This is a genomic window from Bartonella sp. DGB2 (genome assembly GCF_046843095.1).
In the GTDB taxonomy this organism is placed as follows: Bacteria; Pseudomonadota; Alphaproteobacteria; order Rhizobiales; family Rhizobiaceae; genus Bartonella.
Genome location: NZ_CP177326.1, coordinates 74,641 through 97,479 on the forward strand (window position 1 = coordinate 74,641; position 22,839 = coordinate 97,479).

The 22,839-nt window shown below is 45.2% G+C and carries 17 protein-coding genes and 7 pseudogenes; 12 read left to right on the forward strand and 12 right to left on the reverse strand.

The genetic code is table 11. The features are described 5' to 3' along the window. Positions 1-65 precede the first annotated feature (65 nt). The 5 genes from rarD (at position 66) to ACK28X_RS07370 (ending at position 5,585) form a co-directional block, all read left to right on the forward strand. A complete protein-coding gene (rarD, locus tag ACK28X_RS07350) occupies positions 66-1,052 on the forward strand; it encodes an EamA family transporter RarD (protein ID WP_412058395.1) in 987 nt (328 codons plus the stop codon). Then, the gene (locus ACK28X_RS07355; protein WP_412058396.1) at positions 1,049-2,935 is read left to right on the forward strand and encodes an ABCB family ABC transporter ATP-binding protein/permease; all 1,887 of its coding nucleotides are present in this window, start codon (positions 1,049-1,051) and stop codon (positions 2,933-2,935) included. Before rarD ends, ACK28X_RS07355 begins: the two co-directional genes overlap by 4 nt. An 87-nt stretch (positions 2,936-3,022) precedes the next feature. Beyond that, positions 3,023-3,721, forward strand: coding sequence for a phosphatidylserine decarboxylase (locus ACK28X_RS07360; protein WP_412058397.1), 699 nt, complete (start codon positions 3,023-3,025; stop codon positions 3,719-3,721). Positions 3,722-3,735: 14 nt separating this feature from the next. Next, positions 3,736-4,569, forward strand: a complete 834-nt coding sequence (gene pssA, locus ACK28X_RS07365; RefSeq protein WP_412058398.1) for a CDP-diacylglycerol--serine O-phosphatidyltransferase — start codon at positions 3,736-3,738, stop codon at positions 4,567-4,569. Positions 4,570-4,721: 152 nt separating this feature from the next. Next, positions 4,722-5,585 (forward strand): esterase/lipase family protein, encoded by an 864-nt coding sequence (locus tag ACK28X_RS07370; protein ID WP_412058399.1) that lies wholly within the window; start codon positions 4,722-4,724, stop codon positions 5,583-5,585. Positions 5,586-5,807: 222 nt separating this feature from the next. On the opposite strand, the gene ACK28X_RS07375 is transcribed toward ACK28X_RS07370, so the two are convergent. The 11 genes and pseudogenes from ACK28X_RS07375 to rpsF all read right to left on the reverse strand — a co-directional run bounded on the left by ACK28X_RS07375 (position 5,808) and on the right by rpsF (position 15,504). After that, on the reverse strand, positions 5,808-6,551 hold the full coding sequence (locus tag ACK28X_RS07375) for an SDR family NAD(P)-dependent oxidoreductase (RefSeq protein WP_412058400.1): 744 nt from the start codon (positions 6,549-6,551) through the stop codon (positions 5,808-5,810). Between the two features lie 43 nt (positions 6,552-6,594). Further along, entirely contained in the window at positions 6,595-8,082 is a 1,488-nt protein-coding gene (purF, locus tag ACK28X_RS07380) for an amidophosphoribosyltransferase (RefSeq protein ID WP_412058503.1), read from the reverse strand. A gap of 159 nt (positions 8,083-8,241) precedes the next feature. After that, positions 8,242-8,610: a CvpA family protein gene (locus ACK28X_RS07385; RefSeq protein ID WP_412058401.1), complete on the reverse strand. Its 369-nt coding sequence runs from the start codon at positions 8,608-8,610 to the stop codon at positions 8,242-8,244. Positions 8,611-8,766: 156 nt separating this feature from the next. Then, a pseudogene (radA, locus tag ACK28X_RS07390) lies at positions 8,767-10,186 on the reverse strand (DNA repair protein RadA). Further along, positions 10,161-11,582 (reverse strand): annotated as a pseudogene (locus ACK28X_RS07395) (replicative DNA helicase); the annotation flags it as partial. The pseudogenes ACK28X_RS07395 and radA, both read right to left, overlap by 26 nt. 152 nt (positions 11,583-11,734) lie before the next feature. Beyond that, positions 11,735-12,977 (reverse strand): annotated as a pseudogene (locus tag ACK28X_RS07400) (class I SAM-dependent methyltransferase). Positions 12,978-13,116: 139 nt separating this feature from the next. Next, positions 13,117-13,689 carry a 50S ribosomal protein L9 gene (gene rplI, locus ACK28X_RS07405; RefSeq protein ID WP_412058402.1) on the reverse strand — a complete coding sequence of 191 codons (573 nt, stop codon included), beginning with the start codon at positions 13,687-13,689 and terminating at the stop codon, positions 13,117-13,119. A 24-nt stretch (positions 13,690-13,713) separates the two neighbouring features. After that, the gene (locus ACK28X_RS07410) at positions 13,714-14,481 is read right to left on the reverse strand and encodes a hypothetical protein (protein ID WP_412058403.1); all 768 of its coding nucleotides are present in this window, start codon (positions 14,479-14,481) and stop codon (positions 13,714-13,716) included. Positions 14,482-14,516: 35 nt separating this feature from the next. Next, a complete protein-coding gene (locus ACK28X_RS07415) occupies positions 14,517-14,708 on the reverse strand; it encodes a hypothetical protein (RefSeq protein WP_412058404.1) in 192 nt (63 codons plus the stop codon). A 137-nt stretch (positions 14,709-14,845) separates the two neighbouring features. Then, complete coding sequence (rpsR, locus tag ACK28X_RS07420) at positions 14,846-15,094, reverse strand: 30S ribosomal protein S18 (protein ID WP_412058405.1); 249 nt, start codon at positions 15,092-15,094, stop codon at positions 14,846-14,848. Then, positions 15,094-15,504, reverse strand: coding sequence for a 30S ribosomal protein S6 (gene rpsF / locus ACK28X_RS07425; RefSeq protein ID WP_412058504.1), 411 nt, complete (start codon positions 15,502-15,504; stop codon positions 15,094-15,096). Before rpsF ends, rpsR begins: the two co-directional genes overlap by 1 nt. A 415-nt stretch (positions 15,505-15,919) precedes the next feature. On the opposite strand from rpsF, the gene ACK28X_RS07430 reads away from it, so the two are divergent. The 7 genes and pseudogenes from ACK28X_RS07430 to gmk all read left to right on the forward strand — a co-directional run bounded on the left by ACK28X_RS07430 (position 15,920) and on the right by gmk (position 21,964). After that, positions 15,920-16,390 (forward strand): phosphatase PAP2 family protein, encoded by a 471-nt coding sequence (locus ACK28X_RS07430; RefSeq protein WP_412058406.1) that lies wholly within the window; start codon positions 15,920-15,922, stop codon positions 16,388-16,390. Positions 16,391-16,513: 123 nt separating this feature from the next. Continuing rightward, positions 16,514-17,456, forward strand: a pseudogene (gene fabD / locus ACK28X_RS07435) (ACP S-malonyltransferase). Positions 17,457-17,464: 8 nt separating this feature from the next. Beyond that, the gene (fabG, locus tag ACK28X_RS07440) at positions 17,465-18,202 is read left to right on the forward strand and encodes a 3-oxoacyl-[acyl-carrier-protein] reductase (RefSeq protein ID WP_412058407.1); all 738 of its coding nucleotides are present in this window, start codon (positions 17,465-17,467) and stop codon (positions 18,200-18,202) included. A 291-nt stretch (positions 18,203-18,493) separates the two neighbouring features. Next, complete coding sequence (locus ACK28X_RS07445) at positions 18,494-18,745, forward strand: acyl carrier protein (protein WP_412058408.1); 252 nt, start codon at positions 18,494-18,496, stop codon at positions 18,743-18,745. 172 nt (positions 18,746-18,917) lie between these two features. After that, positions 18,918-20,173, forward strand: a pseudogene (fabF, locus tag ACK28X_RS07450) (beta-ketoacyl-ACP synthase II). A gap of 137 nt (positions 20,174-20,310) precedes the next feature. After that, a pseudogene (mltG, locus tag ACK28X_RS07455) lies at positions 20,311-21,295 on the forward strand (endolytic transglycosylase MltG). 18 nt (positions 21,296-21,313) lie between these two features. After that, positions 21,314-21,964: a guanylate kinase gene (gmk, locus tag ACK28X_RS07460; RefSeq protein ID WP_412058409.1), complete on the forward strand. Its 651-nt coding sequence runs from the start codon at positions 21,314-21,316 to the stop codon at positions 21,962-21,964. A gap of 6 nt (positions 21,965-21,970) precedes the next feature. On the opposite strand, the pseudogene rsmA reads toward gmk, so the two are convergent. Next, positions 21,971-22,810, reverse strand: a pseudogene (gene rsmA, locus ACK28X_RS07465) (16S rRNA (adenine(1518)-N(6)/adenine(1519)-N(6))-dimethyltransferase RsmA). Between the last annotated feature and the right edge of the window lie 29 nt (positions 22,811-22,839).

Here is a 22,839-nt window from a genome sequence, read left to right on the forward strand (position 1 = left end):
TTTAGCGATCTTTTTATTGTAGCGTTTAAACTAAGAGAAATTATTAATTAAAGGCGGCATTAAAAATGAGTGATGAGATAGTAGAGCAGGCCTGCCTTGATGGCCACGGGGGAAAAAACGACTCAAGTGCCGCTACTAGGATGAATCACTATCAAGGCCTTATGGCGAGTTTTATTGCCTATACGTTTTGGGGGATGTTTCCTCTTTATCTCAAAATTATCGCTTATATTCCTTCAATTGAAGTTTTAGCCTACCGTTTGATTTGGGCTTTGCCTATTGTCTTTGCGCTTTTAATTCTTTTGAAACGCGTAGATGGGGTTATAGCGGCACTGAAAAAACCACGCCTTGTGGCTATGCTGGGGCTAACGGCTTTTTGTGTCTCGTGCAATTGGGGTATTTATATTTGGACGGTATCCCATGGCCATACGCTTGATGGGGCTTTTGGTTATTATATCGCCCCATTGATGAGTGTACTATTAGGCTTTTTCTTCTTAGGTGAGCATTTGTCGCCTCTACAATGGGTTGGAGTGGCGCTGGCCACGTTAGCGGTTTTGATTTTGGCTTACCATATAGGGGCAGTGCCGTGGATGGGGCTTTTGGTAGCACTTACTTTTTCTATATACGGTTTTCTTCGGAAATCTCTTCCTGTGGGCGCTATAGAAGGTTTTATGATTGAAACACTGCTTCTTTTTATCCCTATGTTTTTTGTGGCAGGGTTCTTTATTATAAAAGGGCAGGATCACTTTATTTATGGTACTGGGCGCGACCGGCTTTTATTATTCTTGACTGGCCCTTTGACGGCTATCCCGTTTATTCTCTATGCCGTTGGTAGTAAAAAACTAAGCCTTTCGACGCTGGGTCTTATGCAGTATCTTTCCCCTACCTGCATGTTGTTGATTGCCGTCTTTTTGTTTAAAGAACCATTAGATATTGTGCAGTTTTGGGCCTTTGTGTTAATTTGGCTTGGGCTTTTTTTCTATACCCTCTCAAGCTTAGTACAAGGGCGCGTAACTCATATAAGGGCTTGGGGTAAGAGAAAAAGAGAGCAATGAGATTATCAAAAAATTCTAAGTCTGCTTCTGTTGATTCAGGGCGGGTTTTTCAGACATTATATAATTTATGGCCTTATATGTGGCCTGCTAAACGGCCGGATTTAAAGAAGCGTGTATTATGGGCGTTTGTTTATCTCATTTTGGCTAAACTTGTTTTGATCTCTGTACCTTATTTTTTTAAATACGCGACCGATGCCCTAAACCATTATTTTTTAACAAATACAAGTTTGTCTTATCATTGGGAAGCACTTCTGGGCATTCCTATTTTGCTAATCGTTGCTTATAATATAGCTAAAATTATTCAAGCTGGCCTCAACCAATTGCGTGATTCTTTATTTGCGCGGGTTGGGCAATATGCTGTGCGGGAATTGGCCAATAAGACCTTCATTCATATGCATGCATTATCATTGCGTTTTCATTTAGAGCGTCGAACTGGTGGTTTAATTCGGATTATTGAGCGCGGTATAAAAGGGATTGAAGCGATCGTTCGGTTTACGATCCTAAATTCTGCTCCTACGGTGTTAGAGTTTTTGCTTACCGCTACGGTTATATACATTCATTACGGTGCTTTGTATTTGGTAATTATCGCGTTTACTGTAGGCCTTTACACATGGTTCACGGTGCGGGCTAGCGATTGGCGTATTTCTATTCGGCGCGATATGAACGATTCTGATACGGAAGCTAATACACGGGCGGTGGATTCCCTGCTTAATTATGAGACAGTGAAGTATTTTAGCAATGAGCGCCTTGAGGAGCGCCGTTTTGACGCGTCAATGGCTCGTTATGAAAAGGCAGCTACGCAGGTATGGGTTTCTTTGGGGTGGTTAAATTTTGGTCAAGCGGTAATCTTTGGTCTTGGTATGACCATTCTTATGGTTTTATCAGGTTATGCGGTTATGGAAGGGCGGCAAACCCTCGGAGATTTTGTTTTTATTAATGTTCTATTGATGCAATTGGCGGTACCGTTGAATTTTATTGGTTTTATTTATCGTGAGGTGCGCCAAGGCCTTACTGATATTGAGGCAATGTTTTCCCTTCTTAATGTCACCCAAGAAGTCCATAATAAAGAAGGTGCAAAGCCCTTAATGATAGATAAGGCATCAATCCGTTTTGAAAATGTGGAATTTGCCTATGATCCCCAAAGGCCTATTTTACGTGGCCTTAATTTTGAAGTGCCAAGCGGCAAGACCGTTGCGATAGTTGGGCCATCGGGGGCGGGAAAATCTACCATATCGCGTCTATTATTTCGCTTTTATGATGTGCAAAATGGTAGGATAACTATTGATGGCCAGGATTTGCGGGATGTCAGTCAAGAAAGCTTGCGCGGGGCGATTGGAATGGTTCCGCAAGATACGGTACTTTTTAATGATACAATTTCTTATAATATTCGTTATGGCCGGTTTGATGCAAGCGATGAAGATGTTTACAACGCGGCCAAAATGGCTCAGATTAGTGATTTTATTGAGGCGCTACCCGAAGGGTTTGAGACTATGGTGGGTGAACGGGGGCTTAAATTATCGGGCGGTGAAAAGCAACGGGTCGCTATTGCGCGCACCCTTTTGAAAGCACCACCAATCCTGATTTTGGATGAAGCAACTTCAGCGCTTGATACTGCGACAGAACAGGAAATTCAACAAGCTTTGGATGTGGTTAGTAAAGGCCGTACCACCTTGGTAATTGCCCACCGCCTTTCAACGGTGATTGGCGCTGACGAGATTCTTGTGCTAAAAGGGGGGCGGGTTATTGAACGCGGCAAACATAAAGAGCTTTTAGCGCAAAAAGGGCTTTATGCTTCCATGTGGAATAAGCAACGTGAGGTATCCCAAACAGAAGAAAAACTACGAAAAATGCGTGAGGAAGATTCTTTAGGTATCGTCACTTAAGAGGAGATTTCTAGATGAATGCGCATTAAAAAAGTTAGGTAGGGGGTATGCGTCGTTAGGCATTAAGAGAATTGAACAGGAAATTTTATGAGTATAGTACGCTCTATTAGCAATGGTTTTGCCCCTATTCACAAAGAGGGCTATGTGTTTATTGCTTTATTTTTTATTGCTTCCCTTTTGCTGGGGTGGCTATGGGCGCCGCTATTTTGGGTTGGGTTGGTGCTCACCATCTGGTGTATCTATTTCTTTCGCGACCCAGAGCGGGTTATTCCTTTTGATTCGCATGTGGTTGTTAGCCCAGCGGATGGGCGGATTTCTTTTGTAGGATCTTACAAACCTCCGCTGGAGTTGGGGCTTGGTGACCAAGATATGCTTCGAATCTCAGTATTTATGGATGTGTTTTCTTGTCACATTAATCGTATCCCTATAGCTGGCACGATTCGTGCGATTTTTTACCGCCCTGGCAAATTTGCTAATGCAGAGTTGGATAAAGCTAGCGCCGATAATGAGCGCAATAGCTTGGTTATTGAGAGTGCTCATGGCGATGTGGCTGTTGTGCAGGTGGCTGGTTTGGTGGCACGGCGTATTGTGTGCTGGGGGCAGGAAAATCAGGTTGTATCTACTGGCCAACGTTTTGGGCTTATCCGTTTTGGATCAAGGCTAGATATATACCTCCCAATAACGGCAAATATCCGAGTGGCCGTCGGTCAAACAGCGGTGGGTGGCGAAACGGTTTTTGCATCCTTTGACGACAGCAGCCCTTTAACAGAATTTAGAGTGGATTAGTTTTGGATAATCGAATGCCTCTCCCACCGGAGCCTCCGTTAGATGAACAAAATAGCGTTGATTCGCATTTTACGGCGTCTACTCTACCGCTTCGTTATGTGATGCCTAATCTGATCACAGTATTAGCGATCTGTGCGGGTGTTACGAGCATTCGCTTAGCTTTTGAGTATCGCTATGAAAAGGCAATTTTTATGGTGCTTTTAGCGGCGGTCTTAGATGGGGTTGATGGCCGTTTGGCGCGCTTGATGAAGGGTAATACTCCTTTTGGGGCGCAACTTGATTCTCTTGCCGATGTGATTAATTTTGGGGTAGCACCTGCTCTTATTGTCTATTCCTTTACTTTATCGCAAGTTCATCAAGTGGGCTGGGTTGCGGCTTTGGTTTATTGTGTTGCTTGCTGTTTGCGGTTGGCACGCTTTAATGTGATGCTTGACGATCCCAATAGGCCTGCTTGGAAGAATGAATATTTTGTGGGCGTTCCCGCGCCAGCAGGGGCGCTCTTAGTTCTTTTGCCAATTTATATTGGTTCGCTTGGTTTTATCCCTAGTTTTGGGTGGGGACTTGCTTTTAGCTTTTATACGGTGGTTGTGGCGTTTTTATTGATTAGTCGCTTGCCTGTGTGGAATGCAAAATCAATTGGCCGGTACCTGCGTCGTGATATTGTGGTGCCCGCCGTGTTGGTTTTGGTGCTGTATGTGGGATTTTTAATGGCTTACGTTTGGGAAACATTATTATTAACCACTATCAGCTATGTTGTCTTTTTGCCTTTGAGTGGTATGGCGTATCGCCGCCGCCAACTTCTAGAGGCTACCCGTAACGAAGCGTCAGCAAGACAAAATGAGATGTAAAACCCGCCCGCATTATAATGAAGCTAATTCTTTTCTTTGGAGCGTCCTTAAACGAGCACATTTTTGAATAGAAAGAAAATTGTACGTCACAAATTCTTCCATGATATTTTCATTTTCGCAAGGCGCTATTGCCTTAGCGAAAGGAAAATATAATGTTAAAATATCCTCTTATTCTTGTTCATGGCTTATTTGGTTTTGATAAAATTCTTGGGCAGCCTTATTGGTATAAGATCCCCGAAGCATTGAAGGATTTAGGCGTAGATGTTCATATTCCGACGCTTTCTGCGGCTAATGATCCAGAAGTTCGTGGTGGGCAACTTCTGAATGTGATCGAAGATGTAAAAGCTAAAACGGGTGCAGAAAAAGTGAACTTGCTTGGGCACAGTCAGGGTGGGATCACCATTCGTTATGCGGCTGGCCATAATCCTTTGAGTGTCGCTTCATTAACTACGGTTTCAGCCCCGCATCAAGGTTCAGAAATTGCCGATATTGTTCGCGGTGCTATCCCCGAAGGGAGTATCCCTGAAACGGTGGTTGCTGCCGTGGTGGACGCTTTTTCAAAGCTTTTATCCACTTTATCTGGTAATCCTGATACTTCTCAAGACTCCGTAGCTGCCGCAGATACTCTAACCAATGCTTATATGGAAGAGTTTAATAAAAAATATCCTATCGGGGTCGTAAAAGAATGGGGCGGCGAAGGTAATATGGTGGATAATGGCATTTATTGTTATTCATGGAGTGGTGTTATTGGAAGTACACTCAGCCAAGGTCCAAATATTCTTGACCCACTCTATATGATATTAGTGCTCTTAAATCGTTTTTTTTACAAAGAAAAAACCCAAAATGATGGCCTTGTTGGTCGCTTTAGCAGCCATTTCGGCAAGGTGATTAAATCTAATTATAACCTTGATCATGCTGATACCATTAATCAATTGGGTGGTCTGTGCCCTTTGGGGGAGCATCCTTTACGTCTTTATACAGACCACGTAAAGCGGCTAGCCGCGCAAGGTTTATAACAAGATTATACAAAGAGCCAGTGCAAATATTATTTATATCTAGCGGCTTGTTGTAGTGTTGATATGGAGTCACGTAGTAGGGGATTACATTGTCTTTTGCAGCGTGGCTTCATTTAATCACAAGAGGCCGTCATTATGATTAATGTGCGGTTGGAGTATTAGCATAGTTATGTAATGTTTTAGTTTCGATTATGTAACAACGTTTCCTTTGGCATGCTTTGATTATTGACTGGGCAAGCGATAGGAAAAAAATTTGCCTTGGCGGGCATCAAAAAGTTGACCACTTTTTTGTAAATTAGGGGCGGTAAGGGCCACAAGCTTTTCAGCAACCATGTGCGTAGTAGGCAAAGTGGTAGGGTCTTCTGCGGGCATGGCCTGAGCGCGCATTTGCGTACGTGTTGCGCCAGGATTGGCCATATTGACCTTTATGGTCGTTTGTTTTAATTCCTCAGCCCAGATGCGGCCTAAAACTTCTAATCCTGCTTTTGAAGCTGCATAGGCTCCCCACAAGGCACGAGCCGAATGAGCAACCCCAGAAGATAAAAGCATAACTCGCCCCGCGGTCGATTGGCGCAAAAGAGGCTCAGTTGCGCGCATGAGCCGCCACTGATTGGTAAGATTCATAGCAATGACAGCATCAAATATACTCGGGTTCCCATGCCCAATGGGTGATAATTGGCCTAAAATTCCTGCATTAGCAACCAAAATATCAAGTCGTCCAAAACGTTTTGCTAAGGATTGACCTAAATCATCAATGGCCGTACCATCACTTAGATCAAGGGGAATAAGGGTGGCGCTGCCTCCTATGGTTTGAATCTCATCATCAAGAGCTTCAAGCCCTTTGCGCCCCCGCGCCACAGCAATAATGTGGCCGCCTCGTTTGGCTATACTATAAGCTAATGCATACCCAATGCCACGTGAAGCACCAGTTACAAGAGCAATGCGCCCTTCCAAGCTAAAGTCCATAGGATTTGTTTTCATTTACTTATCAAAACTTTGTTAAGGATTATTAGCCGCTGCTACGAAGCACTGATAATTTATGGACGTGGGATGGACTATCTTGATCCAGAAGCCGCGTCGGGTAATCGCCCGTAAAATAGTGGTCTGTAAATTGGGGATTATGCGGATCCCGAGGCGCGCCATCCACAGCTTTATACAGTCCATCAATTGAAAGGAAGGCAAGAGAATCAGCGCCAATAAAACGGCACATATCTTCAACATTACTATATTGGTTAGCCAGTAATTTATTGGCTTCTGGAGTATCAATTCCATAAAAATCGGGGTGGAAGATCATGGGGCTTGCAACTCGTATATGTACTTCTTGCACTCCCGCTTCGCGCAACATTTGTACGATTTTCACAGAAGTGGTTCCTCGAACAATGGAATCATCTACTAAGACCACGCGCTTATCTTGTATGACGGCGCGGTTGGCGGAGTGTTTTAGCTTCACCCCCAAAGCGCGGATTTGTTGTGTAGGTTCAATGAAGGTTCGTCCCACATAGTGATTACGTATAATCCCCAGCTCAAAGGGGATGCCGCTCGCTTGGGCATAGCCAAGAGCTGCTGGCGTGCCGCCATCAGGCACGGGTACTACAACATCAGCCACGCAGGGTGCTTCATGGGCTAAGTTAGCGCCCATATTTTTGCGTGCTGTATAGACATCGCGACCACCAACAATAGAATCTGGCCGGGCAAAATATACATACTCAAATAGGCAAAGCTTTTCTGGCTTCCTGTTTTGCTGTTTTATTTCGGTTGTGGTGATTTCGCCATTAGGCTGAATTTCACAAATGATAATTTCCCCATTTTCTACATCACGAATGTAACGCGCCCCAATAATATCCAAGGCGCAGGTCTCAGAGCAGAAGATAGGTTTACCATCCAATTCTCCCATAACAAGCGGGCGGATCCCGATCGGGTCGCGTGCAGCAATAAGCTTGGTTCTTGTCAGGGCTAGCATGGCATAGCCACCTTCAATTTGGCGAATCGCATCTTCAAAGCGCGCAGACGATGTGGGTTTTCGCGAGCGCGCTAAAAGGTGCAATACCACTTCAGAATCAGAGGTCGATTGGCAAATCGCCCCTGAAGCGATCAATTCTCGCCGAAGGGTCAAGGCATTTGTAAGATTGCCGTTATGTGCGATGGCAATGCCGCCTACTTCAAGCTCCGCAAAAAGCGGTTGCACATTGCGTAGAGCGACTTCTCCCGTGGTAGAATAGCGGTTATGGCCAATAGCACGGTCGCCTGGTAGACGTAAAAGCGTGGCGGGTTTGGTATAATGGTCGCCCACAAGCCCCATGTGTTTTTCTTGATGAAACATAGAATTATGATAAGAGACAATCCCAGCCGCTTCTTGGCCGCGATGTTGTAGAGCGTGTAGCCCAAGGGCGGTTAAAGCCGCAGCATCGCTATGGCCAAGGATACCGAAAACACCACATTCTTCATGCAGGACGTCTTCATCAAGGGTAAAAAAATCTGCAGGGGAGCGAGTTGCCATTTTCATATCCGATGTGTTGTAAACAGCGTTTTATACCACGAATTCGTATCAGGTTAAAGGCCTGTGCAAATTAAAGCCCCTTCAGTTGATTTGAGATATCGGGGGGGTGGGCGCTGATTTTTTAGCATTAAATACGGCATCGACAAAAGGGCGCCTTGGCTAAGAGGTACCGTTGAAAATCTCGTACAGAATATAAATAGAGCCGCTAGGGATTATCTGAAGCAATTTTGCTCCTATAGTATCAAGAAAGGGTTTAACAAGGGCGTGCGAAAACCAACCCTCTTGGGGATAGGCCTCGAAAAGTAAGGTGAATAGCACCATAACAAAGATGCCGCGCAAGATGCCATAGATAATACCGCCTATTTGATTGACCTTTGTTTTAAAAATTAAGTGGATTTTTTTGGCGAGGTATGTGCCAATATAGCTAAAAAGCGTGCAAAAACTTATAAAAATTACAAGAAGTGTGGAAAACCTTATAAAAGCATCATGGCTCGATTCGCCCGCAGGAGAGGGAGAACCAGTTGCCATAGGATGTAAGAAAGCATTGCGGATAAAATGTATATTATTAGGGATAAAAGCTCACGTATAAGCCCGCGGTAGAAAGCAAAGCCGCTTGATACTATAACGACCAAGAAAAAAAGACTATCATAGAGGGTTATTGGCATTTGTGTAATTCTTCGTGATTTAGTATTGGGCGTTTTTTTGCGCAAGAATAGAGGCTACAAACTCTGGTAAATGGCTAAAGTAATATGTTTGAAAACCAGGGTTTTTTGAAGGCGTTGCTTTCTGTTTCGGCTGAATAGCCCCAGTAAATCCAAGTTTTTCTGCTTCTTTAACCCGCTGGTTGGTATGGGAAACGCTGCGTATGGCGCCTGAAAGGCTTACTTCCCCAAAATAGACATAATGGGCAGGTAGAGCGATCGCTGCTATGGATGAGACAAGAGCAGCTGTCACTGCAAGGTCAGCAGCGGGTTCTGATATGCGATACCCCCCCGCTACATTAAGATAAACATCGTGTTGCCCAAAGCGGACGCCGCAGTGGGCTTCTAACACAGCTAGAATCATAGCTAAGCGGTTGCTATCCCAGCCCACTACCGCACGGCGTGGTGTGCCAAGGGAAGAGGCCGCGACCAGCGCTTGGATCTCGACCAAAATAGGTCTTGTCCCCTCCATGCCTGCAAAGACAGCCGCACCTGGCGCTTTGTCATTACGTTCTCCTAAAAATAATTCCGATGGATTACGCACCTCTCGCAGACCTTTATCAGACATTTCGAATACGCCGATCTCATCGGTGGGGCCAAAGCGGTTTTTTACTGTACGCAAAATGCGGTAATGGTGGCCCCCTTCGCCTTCAAAATAGAGCACCGCATCAACCATATGTTCTACCACTCGCGGTCCAGCAATTTGGCCATCTTTGGTCACATGTCCGACTAATACGAGCGCTGCGCCCGTTTGTTTGGCAAATCGAATCATCGCTTGGGCGCTGGTGCGTACTTTGCGTGACAGTTCCAGGGGCTGATTCCGCCATATCAGACCACAGGGTTTGGATGGAATCGATGATTAAAAGATCTGGTCTTTTGCTTTCATGGAGGGTTGCTAAGATATCCTCTACATTGGTTTCAGCAGCTAATTCTACATTTGCCTTATCTGCCCCTAATCGGCTTGCACGTAAACGAATTTGTGCCACGGCTTCTTCGCCCGAAACATAGACCACGCGGTAGCCTTGCTCAGCCAAGGCCGCTGCCGCTTGGGTTAAAAGAGTGGATTTACCAATGCCTGGGTCCCCCCCCACTAAAAGGGCGGAACCTCGTACAAAGCCGCCTCCTGTTACGCGGTCTAATTCGCTAATGTTGGCTTGTATACGCGGCGCATCTTCAATGTCCCCGCTCAGGCTGGTAAGGGCAACAACCCGCCCCTTACGGCTTGTTTTTGCTGGACCAGCGCCAATACCGCTATTGCTACCTTCTTCAATTAAGGTGTTCCATTCTCCACACCCGTCGCATTTGCCCGACCAACGGCTAAAAATAGAACCACAGTTTTGACAGATAAATTGTGTACGTACGTGGGCGTGCCATGATTTATCCAAATTGCTCAGGAAGTTCATCGTTTTCCGCAAGATCAGTAAAGCGGGTATATTCTGATTGGAAGGCAAGGCGCACGGTGCCTGTCGGGCCGTGGCGCTGTTTGGCGATGATCACCTCAGCTCGCCCAAAGACGTGTGCCATTTTTTCTTGCCATTCCAAATGCTTTTCGGTGCCTTCTTCAGGCTCCTTCCCTTTGAGGTAATATTCCTCCCGATACACGAATAAGACAACATCGGCATCTTGCTCAATCGACCCTGACTCCCGCAGATCTGAAAGTTGCGGCCTTTTGTCGTCGCGGTTTTCTACTTGTCGTGAGAGTTGGGATAAAGCAATAATCGGCACGTTGAGCTCTTTAGCGAGCGCTTTCAATCCCGTGGTGATTTGGGTAATCTCTTGAACACGATTTTCAGAAGCGCGTTTAGAACCTCCTGTCATTAATTGTACATAGTCAATAATCAGCACATCAAGTCCGTATTGTCGTTTTAGCCGCCGAGCGCGAGCCGATAATTGCGCAATAGAGATACCTCCGGTTTGGTCAATATAAAGCGGCACTTTTTGCAAATGGTTCATGGAGCGAAGCAATTTAGCAAATTGCTCTTCAGTAATGTCGCCGCGACGGATGCTTGAAGAAGAAACTTCTGCTTGTTCTGAAATGACCCGTGTTGCCAATTGTTCTGACGACATCTCAAGAGAGAAAAATCCAACGATTCCTCCTTCATTTTCGGGGCCGGGGGGAGACTCTAAATAAGCATTAGCGATATTAAAGGCAATATTGGTTGCAAGAGATGTCTTCCCCATTCCTGGTCTTCCAGCGAGGATGATAAGATCTGAGCGTTGCAAGCCGCCCATTTGTTTGTCTAGCCGTTTGATATGGGTAGCAATACCAGAGAGATGCGATGAGCGTTTTTTTGCTTCCCCCGCAAGGGTAATGGCTTTTTCTACGGCGCTTGAAAAACTTTCGAAACCACCGCCATATTTTCCACTTTCTGCAAGTTGAAAAAGGCGTTGTTCTATAGTTTCAATTTGTTCTGTCGGACTGTGATCAATATCCGAATCATAGGCTGTGTTAACAATATCATCGCCTAAATCAATTAAAGAACGGCGGATAAAGAGGTCGTAGATGCCACGGCCATAATCTTCAGCATTGATGATGGTTACGGCGTTAGAGGCAAGACGCAGGGTATATTCATATACGCTAATATCACCAATTTTTTCATCATTAGGCAAAAAAGGCTTGAGAGTTGTAGGGTCAGCAAGACGACCAGCTTTAATGGTGGTGGCAAGGATACTAAATAAACGCTGATGAAGCGGTTCAAAAAAATGCTCGGGCGTCAAAAAATCCGCTACACGATCATAAGCATCATTATTGATCAAAATAGCGCCTAGCAAGACCTGTTCAGCCTCTATATTATGCGGGCTTGGCGCAGCATTGGAGCGGCGGTATCAGATGATGGAGCTGTTTCTAACATTGCAATAGAGCCATAAAGCTAATGATGAAAGGATGTAGGGTTCACGCCCCGCTATGGTTCATGTTCGCTTATCACATATATTGAAAGCTGCCTACCTTTTTAAGATATGTCTTGTTTTTCTTCTAACTCTTTCAAGCGCGCTTCTTCTTGGATAATATAGTCGCGGGTAAGAGGAACGGCTTCTTGCTTATGAGCCATTTGGATTTGAAAAACCATTAAGCCTTGGTAACGAAAAGCGCTTTCTGACGCTGCAAGGTAAAATTCCCACATACGGCAGAAGCATTCATCGTAAAGTGCCTTGACTTTATCGCGGTTGGCAAGAAAGGTCTTGCTCCATGCCTTAAGGGTTTCGGCATAATGAAGGCGTAAAATTTCAATATCAGTAACGATAAGTCCAACTTTTTCAATGATTGGCAACACCTCTGATAAAGCCGGAATATATCCACCGGGAAATATATATTTGGCGATCCAAGGATTGATGGGATAGGGCGGCCCTGAACGGCCAATAGAGTGGAGTACAAAACGCCCTTCGGGCTTTAGTAGTTTTTTAATATGGGTGAAATATTCTTTGTAATGGTGAGGCCCCACATGTTCAAACATGCCTACCGAAACAATTTTATCGTATTGTTCATCTAACAAGCGATAGTCTTGCAGAAGGAATTTTACCTGTTTGGTTAGGCCCTCTTTTTTTGCGCGTTTATTGGCAATATTGTGCTGCTCGTGCGAGAGGGTAACGCCCGTGACGTGTGCTTTTAAGAAACGCGCAAGATAAAGCCCAAGCCCCCCCCAGCCGCAGCCAATATCAAGGACAGATTGCCCTAATTGGATTTGTAGTTTGGCCGCTAAATGGCGCTTTTTAGCTAGTTGTGCATCATTCAAACTTTGCCCAGGCGTTTCAAAATAAGCGCAAGAATATTGGCGGTCTGGGTCTAGAAAGAGCGCGATATAACGCTTCCGATAAATCGTAATGGTGACGAATATGGCGGGGAGAATTGGCTAATGTGTTGCGAGCAAAAATGCTTTGTTTTGCCCGACGTAATAGGCGGTGGGCTTTCATCCAAAGCTGTTGGTCTGGGTTGCGACCAATATTGCTAAATAGGAGTTCAAAAAGTTGGTAAATATTACCCTCTAAAAACTCAATCCCTTCTTTCATATAGGCTTCACCAAGTTTCAAAGCAGGGTTGAATGTCAAGTCCCGCTCCCATTTTTGTGATAGGATGCGAAGGTGAATGGGGGTGCCGGTATCATCGCCAAAATGATGAACTAATCCCTGGGCATCAGTGATAATAAGTGCCCCCTTGGTGATCATTTTTTTGATAGTGAGTTGAAGTAAGTAAAACATAGCCCTCACCCAGTTTTGGTGTATAAGGATGTATAAATTTTATCTTGATGGCGCTCACCTAAATTTCTTATCATAGATACTATAACAAAAAAAGCCCAGCCTAAAGATAAAGGCTGGGCTTTCTAAAATGCGTTAATCTTTAAGCGTCTTGCGCACTTTCTTCTTCTAGGATTTCATCAAGTTCTTCAGATAAAGGCTTTTCTTCAATCCCGTAAATGGCTTCGATCGAAGTGAGGTCCTCACCAGCTGCTTGCCGTTCTGCTTCTTGGGTAGAGCGGGCGATGTTGATGGTTACCAAAACATGTACTTCAGGGTGAAGACGTAAGGTTACAGCGTGTAAACCAATGGTTTTAATCGGATGGTTCAGTTCTACTTGGTTGCGGGCGAGGGTAAAACCGTTCTCCGTGATGATATCGGTGATATCGCGAGTAGAAACAGACCCATAAAGTTGGCCGGTTTCACCAGCTGAACGCACAACAATAAAGGATTTGCCATCTAATTTTTCAGCCACCTGTTCCGCTTCAGATTTGCGTTCAAGATTGCGTGCTTCTAATTGGCTACGTTGGGATTCAAAGTGCTTTTTATTGGTTTCGGTAGCACGCAAAGCTTTGCCTTGGGGTAAAAGAAAATTACGGGCATAGCCATCTTTGACAGTTACCGTGTCACCCATTTGGCCAAGACGTGCAATACGTTCTAAGAGAATAACATCCATAGTTTTATCCTTTCCAGTGGATTATTATGAAAAACCGCGCGGATTGCGGCTATATTGAATTGAACTCCAAAGTCCCATAAGCAAAATTAGAATCAAAATGGGAGGAGTTAGCAACAGAGTGAAAAGCAAAAAATAAATGAGCGATAATATCGCAATGCGCAGCTTGATCCCACGCGTAATTGCGTGGAGATAAGCAAGGCCGCTGATCAAGAGCATGTCAGTAAAAGCGGTGTTTACAATATTAATGACTAAGTTCACTTCATTACCTAAGTCTAAAAAAGAGGCAATAAAGCTGGTGACATAAATTACCAATGCTGTAAGGGGCAGGCGAAATTGCAAGGGCCAATCTTCGCGCGGGCGAGCCATTCGCTTTAGCTTATGGCCTAAGAGGGTTGACGTATAGAGGTTGGCAATAAAAAAAAGCGTACTATAAAAAACCAAGCCAATCGCAATAATCATAAGGGCATTGGTATAGATTATAGCCTGAATCGTTTCTAAGTCCCCAGGGCTGAAGTTTTGCCATTGTCTAAGGGAATTCATTATAAAGCTGGTAAAATTTTCAGCATAGCCGTTTGATTTATCGCTATAGAGCCAAGCCAAAATAAACAGGGAAGTTGTTAAAGCGATGCATAGGGTTGCCCGAAAAAGAATGGATGAAAGTGGATACCAATGGGTGATTGTTGCGTCATTTACTGTTTGCCTAGGTGTGGTTGTGTAGGCAAGTCCCAAAAGAAATGCGCTATAAAAGGCAGGCACAAAAAATATCAGCGTAAAAGCCATGCCAGTGATCATGTCTGTTGTAAGGCCGATAGCGATGCCTGCAGTAACTAAGGATGCAAAGCTAGAACGCGTCCCAAAAGCAAAAGCAGAAAGAAAAATAGGAAACGATAAAAACCGCCTAGCAATAAAGAGAGGAACGGTACTTTATTATGCAGGCTCAAAATCGCTAGTGCAATGGCGGTTGCAAACAAACCAGCCAAAACGCCCGCCATTAATCGTTGGGAAGATGTGGTATTCATATACGCTGTCCTGCTCTTGCAGTTAGAGGTAAAAAGCACCCCAACTTGATAAATTGTCATTTCCCCGTAAAGCCCCGTCGATGCGGGTATTTAGGACGCACGATTCGCTAGAGCCGCGCGCCCATAATAAAGCTTAATTATTTAACAATATAGGGTAGTAAACCAAGAAAACGTGCCCTTTTGATAGCTTGTGCGAGTTCACGCTGTTTCTTTTGGCTCACGGCTGTGATCCGAGATGGTACAATTTTACCGCGCTCAGAAATATAGCGTTGTAAAAGTTTTATGTCTTTATAGTCGATTTTAGGAGCATTGGTACCCGTGAAAGGGCAACTTTTACGACGGCGATTGAAAGGACGGCGTGCGGGCATTTGTGTAATATCAACCATTATTCACCTCTTGCCGTGCTGCCATTATCAAAATTACGGCGGTTTGAGCGGGGACGTTCGTCATCCTTGCTGAACCGTTCATCACGTTCACGACGAGAAAGCATGGCCGATGGGCCTTCTTCATGTTGGTCAACGCGAATGGTAATGTAACGTAAAATGTCTTCGTTAATACGCATTTGCCGTTCAACCTCAACAATCGCTGCCGCAGGGGCATCAATATTCATCAAAGCGTAATAGGCTTTGCGGTTTTTACGGATACGATAGGTTAGGGGGCGAAGACCCCAATTTTCCACACGCCCAACTTTGCCACCATTTGCTTCGATCACACCTTTGTAGAGTTCAACGAGTTGATCGACTTGCTGGGGGGCAATGTCTTGTCGCGCAAGGAAAACATGTTCATAAAGAGCCATGAATTTGCCTTTCTTCATTACGTTTCTGCTGGTTTTGACGCAAAGCCTCGCGACTTGTCTTTTCAGAAAACCGAGAAGAAAGGACGCGTTATGAGACATTCGAGAGTGGAGATACGGGAGGCCAAGGCATAAAAGCCTTTATCAATCATAGATCAACCCTCCGTTCAACCCCCAGCCAAAATGCCAGCAGGTTTGCTTTTATAATTTCTTCACCAGAAAGGCAAGCGCTTTATTAGCGACGTTCCCTGTAGGTAAAGTGTACTTGTTTGAGAAGTCATCTTGCTTTATGGCCAAGGTTTCATAGCATGGTGTGAGGTGAGATTATGGAGTTTCTTGCGCATTTGGATGAAGCGCTCTTTGCATTTCTTACGGCAAAGCCTGATACGGCTGTTTTGCTAAACATCTTTGGTGTGTTTTGCGCAAAATTTTTGATTTATATGATTCCTCTTCATTTGGTCGTCCTATGGTTTTGTGGCAAAGTAATAGACCGCCGCGCGGCTCTAGCTATTTTACTTGCCGCAGGGCTTGCCTTGTTGTTGGGGTATGGGATTTCGCTTTTTTATTTTCGTTTACGTCTTTTATGGCTGGGCTGGGAGAATCGCTTATTCAACATAAAGCAAGCGCTTCATTTCCTAGTAGTCATTCTATTATTTTTGCCGCCTACGTTTATGTTTTGTACTTTTATAGGTATAAGCAGGTTTTACTTACCGCCCTTCTTGCTTGTTTTTTTATGGGCTGGGGGCGGGTTTTTGTAGGTGTTCATTATCCGTTTGATATTTTTGGAGGTTTTGTACTCGGGGCGTCTATTTCTTGGTTGGTTGTGCGAGTGGCTACCCCTTGGATACCGGCTTTTATCTATAATGTTCCCCCGCTAAAAAAGCCGTAATAATGTGCTTAGGGTTTCCAAAAATTGGCGTTTTGGGATAAATATAAAGTGGAGGGGCAAGGATTCGGCCTTTGGTTTAGCAGTGTATAAAGACGGGCTAAAAATTAGCCCATAGGAGATAAAATGAAAGCGGCATTTACTTTTCCTGGTCAGGGAAGCCAAGTTGTAGGTATGGGTAAAACACTGGCAGAGCAGTTTTCACAAGCGCGTTTGGTATTTGAAGAAGTGGATGACGCGTTGGATGAAAAGCTTTCGAGCCTAATGTTTGAAGGTCCTTTGGAAGTGCTTACCCTTACTAACAATGCGCAACCAGCTTTGATGGCCGTATCCTTAGCCGTGTTGCGAGTGCTAGAAAGCCAAGGGCTTGATATAAAATCCTGCGTTCAATTTGTTGCGGGGCATTCATTGGGCGAGTATTCGGCATTGTGTGCGGCACGCTGTTTTAGTTTAGCGGATACCGCGCGTCTTTTGAGGGTGCGTGGTAATGCTATGCAGGCGGCGGTTCCCGCAGGCGAGGGCGCTATGGCGGCGCTTATTGGGCTTGAAGAATCTGTTGTGGAAGAGATATGCCAAAAAGCCATGCATTACGGCTTGTGTCAGATCGCTAATGATAATGGTGGCGGCCAAGTTGTAATTTCGGGTGCAGCAGTAGCCATTGAGGCTGCGATAGGTCTTGCTAAGGAGGTGGGTTAAACGAGCGCTTTTATTGCCAGTGTCTGCACCGTTCCATTGCGCTTTGATGCAACCAGCAGCTGATGTAATGGCGTGGGCCTTAGAGGATAGTCGTAAATCGACTCCGATTGTGCCGGTGGTATCCAATATTAAAGTCGCTCCTGTGACTGATGTGGATGAAATTGTAGCGCTTCTGGTGGCACAAATTACGGGGCGGGTGCGTTGGCGAGAAACCATTGAATGGTTTGGGAATCATGGGGTGGATCATGTATTTGAACTAGGTGTAGGGAAAGTACTCACTGGTCTTGCTCGGCGTATCAACAAAGATATTGCTGCACTGAGTATAACAACGGCAGAAGATATTGATGCCACACTGGAATTATTATTAGGATAGGGATGAACATGTTTGATTTGACAGGGCGCAAAGCATTGATCACAGGGGCTACGGGCGGCATCGGTGAGGCCATTGCACGCACTTTTCATGCCCGAGGTGCTGTTATTGGTTTGCATGGCACGCGGGAAGAAAAGTTGCAAGAGCTTGCTGCAAGTTTGGGGGAGAGGTGCTTTACCTTTCCTGCTGATTTGAGTGATCGCAGTGCTGTAAAAGTCTTGGCTGAGAATGCAGAAAAAGAAATGGGAGGAGTAGATATTCTTATCAACAATGCAGGCATCACTCGTGATGGGCTGTTTATCCGTATGAGTGATAAGGATTGGGATGATGTTATATCAGTCAATTTGACTGCGGTTTTTGCTCTTACCCGTGGTTTAATGGCCTTTATGATGAAACGGCGCTTCGGCCGCGTGATCAATATTGGTTCGGTAGTGGGAACGGTAGGTAATCCTGGTCAAGTTAATTATTGCGCCGTTAAAGCGGGGCTTGTTGGCTTTTCTAAATCTCTTGCTCAAGAGGTGGCGAGCCGCAATATAACGGTAAATAGTATAGCACCTGGCTTTATAGAATCGGCTATGACCGATAAACTGAACGAAAAACAAAAAGAGCAAATTTTAGCATCTATCCCCATGAAGCGTATGGGAACGGGGAGTGATGTCGCCGCGGCCGCTCTTTACTTGGCGAGTGATGTAGCTAGCTATATGACAGGGCAAACCTTACATGTAAACGGTGGCATGGCGATGATCTAAGCGTTAAATTATGCCTTTCTTGCGCAAGCGGGGGTGTTTGTATATATTCCCGATTAAACAAAGTTGGATAGGATGAATTTTAGCAAAAATGCGTTAATAAAGCGCGATTTTTATAAAATTTCTTTGCGTCCGGAGGTTTGACGTGGTAAGGGCGGCTCTGAACTGGGTATGCACTTCGGTTCGTCCCTTTGGGGTATCCACCGGAGCAATAGAATTTGCTAGAGGGTCTATTGCTTGTTTAGATGTACCTATGCCATAAATCAAGGCAGAAAGAAAAATTGAGGATTCAACATGAGTGATATAGCAGATCGCGTCAAAAAAATCATAGTCGAGCATCTTGGTGTTGATGAAGAAAAGGTCGTTGAGGGGGCCAGCTTTATTGATGATGATTTGGGCGCTGATAGCCTCGATACCGTTGAGTTGGTCATGGCCTTTGAGGAAGAATTTGGCGTAGAAATTCCGGATGATGCTGCCGAAACAATTCTAACTTTCGGCGATGCTGTTGCTTTTATTACTAAAGCAAATTCTGCTGAAAACAATTAAGTGTAGTAAAAGCTTGGGCTTCAATGCCCAAGCTTTACTTTTATAAGCTAACTCAAGATGCAATGGCTTATTTATAATAGCTAAAAGAGCATCTGAGACCAAGGTGATACCCTTCATCATAAAGTTCTGGAAGGGTGTCTTCTTCATTAAGTGTATATAAAGGACAATCTGTATGAGACGTGTTGTCATTACCGGTCTGGGGATGGTATCTCCTTTGGGTGGCGATGTAAAACATAGCTGGGAGCGGCTTTTACAAAGTAAAAGTGGTATTGGGCGTATTACAGAATTTGACGTTAGTGATTTAGCTTGCCAAATTGCGGGACGCATTCCTCTTGATGACGGCACTTATAATCCTGATGCTCATATGGACCCTACTTCTCAGCGCAAGGTTGACCCTTTTATTGTCTATGCTATGGTTGCCGCCGATGAAGCTTTGGCCGACGCTCAGTGGAACCCTGAAAATGATGAAGATCAAATCCGTTCAGGCGTTATGATAGGCTCTGGTATTGGCGGCATTCAGGGCATTGTTGAGGCAGGCTACACTTTGCGTGATAAAGGTCCGCGTCGAATTTCGCCATTTTTTATCCCTGGCCGACTTATTAACTTAGCGTCTGGTTATGTATCTATCAAACATAAATTACGCGGCCCCAACCACGCTACGGTTACAGCTTGTTCTACTGGCTCACATGCTATTGGTGATGCCGCTCGTTTAATCATGTGGGGGGACGCTGATGTTATGGTAGCAGGCGGAACGGAATCTCCCGTTAATCGTATTTCCATTGCGGGTTTTGCTGCTTGTAAAGCTTTATCGACAAGCCGCAATGACAGTCCTGAACAGGCTTCGCGCCCCTATGACGCAACGCGCGATGGGTTTGTGATGGCTGAGGGGGCGGGGATTATGGTTTTAGAAGAATTAGAACATGCTAAAGCGCGTGGGGCGCAGATTTATGCTGAAATTATTGGCTATGGGCTTTCCGGCGATGCTTATCACATTACCGCCCCTAGCGAAACAGGCGAAGGCGCTGAACGTTGCATGCGGGCGGCGTTGAATAGCGCTAAAATTTCTATTGAAGCTGTGGATTATATTAATGCTCATGGTACTTCCACTATGGCTGATGGGATTGAATTGGCAGCGGTAGAGCGAGTGGCTGGTGCTCACGCTGCACAGCTTGCCATGTCGTCGACAAAATCGTCTATTGGGCATATGCTAGGCGCGGCTGGGGCCGCAGAAGCGATTTTTTCTGTTTTAGCGATTCGAGATAATGTTGCGCCAGCAACTCTCAATTTAGATAAGCCAGCGGTTGAGACAAAAATTGATCTCGTTCCCCACAAAAACCGCGTGAACGTTCTATCAATACTGTTTTATCAAACTCTTTTGGTTTCGGCGGTACCAATGCTACATTGGTTATGCGGCGTTTTGAAAAATAGCTTTTTCTTCTTTTGGTGGATGTCGCTGCTATGATGGCGGGTGGATGAGCGAAGAAGACACATATATCCCTGAGAGAGGCGCGGTGTTGTCGGGCGCTGTAGCAGTTAGGACGCGCTGCAGCGCATCTCATCTGTTTATGACATTGGGTAGCGCTTTCATTACGCTAGTGATGTTCACTTTACTCTTAGCTACGGCCTTGGTTTATGATGGTAAGCGCGCCTTTCAGATGGCAGGCCCTTCGGATAGGGCGCAAACTTTGCTGATTAGCTCAGGGCTTGGTGTTGGTGATATTGGGGCGCTATTAGAGAAACGTCGGCTTATTCGATGGTCGTTGTTCTTTGTCATGGGCGTGCGCTTAGCAGGTGAATCGCGGACTCTCAAGGCTGGAGAGTACGCGATTCCTGCCTACGCATCCATGCGTACAATTATGGATATTTTAGCCGCTGGAAAATCAATAGAGTATAGTCTTACCATTCCTGAAGGGCTAACAGTTCAACAAGTGTTTGACCGTTTGGCGAACGATTCTGTACTTAAGGGGCGGCTTCCTACGGTATTGCCCCCTGAAGGCAGTTTAGTGGCTGATACAGTACAGTTTGTGCGTGGGACAAGCCGGGCTGAAATTGTTCAAAGGCTAGAAAACGATCAAAAGAAGTTAGTTGATGCTCTGTGGAGGGGGCGGGCGAGTGATCTCCCCCTGGGTTCTAAGGAGGAATTTGTGATTCTAGCTTCAATTGTAGAAAAAGAGAGCGCATTGGCAAGTGAACGGCCCATGATCGCTGCTGTTTTTTATAATCGCTTGGCTAAAAACATGCGCTTACAATCAGATCCTACGGTGCTTTATGGTCTGTTTGGTGGGGCAGGAAAACCAGCGGGGCGGCCTATTTACCGTTCAGATCTAGAAAGGATATACTCCTTATAATACTTATAAAATTAGTGGTTTACCCCCGACCCCCATTGCTATTCCAGGCCGTAGTGCTCTTGAGGCAGTTGCTCATCCTGCGCAAACGGATGCACTTTATTTTGTTGCCGATGGAAATGGCGGCCATGTCTTTTCTAAAACGCTTGATGAACACAATGCCCATGTACGGCGCTGGCGCGCTTTACAAAAAGATAGGCGCTAAACCCTATAGGATGCTATTATGAATACAGATACTTGCTCTGCTGGTACTCGTCGACGTGGGGTTTTGTTAGTTATTTCATCGCCCTCTGGGGCGGGGAAATCGACTCTTTGTGCGCGACTCATGCAAGAGTGTGCGGTTCGTCTATCCATAAGCGCTACGACACGCCCACCGCGGGGCAAGGAAAAAAATGGTGTGCATTATCATTTTTTTTCTGAGGCAGAATTTTTGCAAAAGCGAGACCAAGGTACCTTTATTGAGTGGGCTGAAGTCCATGGCCATTATTATGGTACTCTGCGTCAAACAGTGGAGGACGCCCTTAATACGGGTCAAGATCTTTTGTTTGATATTGATTATCAAGGTGCAGCACAGCTTTATGAAAAGATGCCGCAAGATATTGTTTCAGTGTTTATCTTACCACCTTCAATGCATGAATTGCGCTTGCGTCTTAAGCGACGCGCCGAAAATAGTTCTGCATCAATGGCTTTACGACTTCGGAATGCCCATGAAGAGATGCGCCATTGGGGAGCCTATGATTATGTGATCATCAATCAAGATATTGACGCATCTTTTTCCCAGTTGCATAGTATTTATCAGGCGGAAATTCTTAAACGATGGCGGAGGCCATCGCTTTCCACCTTTATGGAACAGCTTTTTTCTGAAACCTTATAGGGTCGCTTAAGCAAGGCGCTCTAAGGCTTGCGCTAAAGCAACGAACTCTGCGATTTCCAGCGTTTCAGCACGCCGTGTAGGCTCTATACCTGTTTGTTTTAAAAGGGTTTCACCACCTAGCGTTTTGAGGCTTTGTCGTAGCATTTTGCGCCTTTGCCCAAAGGCCGCTTTGGTGATTTGTTCAAGTTGCAATTTTGAGCAAGGCATGGGCTCTGGATTGGGGGTTATATGCACAATAGAAGAGATCACTTTAGGCGGTGGCGTGAATGCTTGGGGTGGTACATCAAAGGTAATTCTTGTGTGAGCGCGCCAGTTAGCCAAAACGGACAAGCGACCATAGTGGCAGCTAGCAGGGTTAGCGGTGATTCTTTCAGCTACTTCTTTTTGAAACATCAGGGTCATAGAATCATAAAAAGGCGGCCAGGGCTCCCATAAAAGCCAATTAAGGAATAGTTGCGTGCCAATATTATAGGGTAGGTTAGCAATAATACGTGGCTTTTTCGCGTGACTGAGGAAACAGCGCTGTAAAATCTTGGGTTAGGGCATCACCATGAATGATACGTAGCTTTTGTGGATAATGATTGGCAATAGAGAAAAGGGCAGGAAGACAGCGTCATCACGTTCTATGGCCGTTACATGAGCGCCCTGCGCTAAAAGGGCGCGGGTAAGACCGCCCGGCCCAGGGCCGATTTCTATAACGGGCTTGTCACGTAAGTCGCCCGCTTGGCGGGCGATTTTTGTTGTGAGGTTAAGATCAAATAAAAAATTTTGTCCTAGTGATTTTTTTGCGCGTAGCCCCCAAGTTTCAATAACGTCTCGTAAAGGGGGGAGGTTGTCAATAGGCATGAATCATATCTTTGTAAAGAAAAGGGAGC